1 tRNA gene is annotated in these 500 nt (G+C 43.2%); it reads left to right on the forward strand.

The window, feature by feature from the left end:
• Nucleotides 1-223 precede the first annotated feature (223 nt).
• Nucleotides 224-300 (forward strand) — tRNA-Ile (locus tag AN944_RS21035).
• The last annotated feature ends 200 nt before the right edge of the window (nucleotides 301-500 follow it).

Genomic DNA, 500 nt, shown 5'->3' on the forward strand with positions numbered 1-500 from the left:
CCTGGGGCTGGATCACCTCCTTACCTATACGACTAACTTAATGTTTGTTGAGTGTTCACACAGATTACTTGATAGAAAGTAAGAGCAAAGTATCGAAAGATATTTTTGAGGATTTTGATTCTTAATCAAGGCACTTGATGAGTCTCGTAGGGAATGTGATTTAGCACATGACTGAGAAACAAAGAAAGTAACGCTGAGTAAGGATTAAAAGACCAAAAAGAATGGGTCTGTAGCTCAGCTGGTTAGAGCGCACCCCTGATAAGGGTGAGGTCGGTGGTTCAAGTCCACTCTGACCCACCAATTCTTTTCTACTCTTCGTTAGTTTAATACTCGTTTAGCAGGCTAAACGTCGCATTAAACTGCCTTGATTAGCATACGAATTGGCAAGCCATTTAATTGGTATTCGATATTTTTGTTTGACTGCATGTAAATGGGGCTATAGCTCAGCTGGGAGAGCGCCTGCCTTGCACGCAGGAGGTCTGCGGTTCGATCCCGCATAG

The sequence above is a fragment of the Shewanella sp. P1-14-1 genome, from assembly GCF_001401775.1.
Classification (GTDB): Bacteria; Pseudomonadota; Gammaproteobacteria; order Enterobacterales; family Shewanellaceae; genus Shewanella; species Shewanella japonica.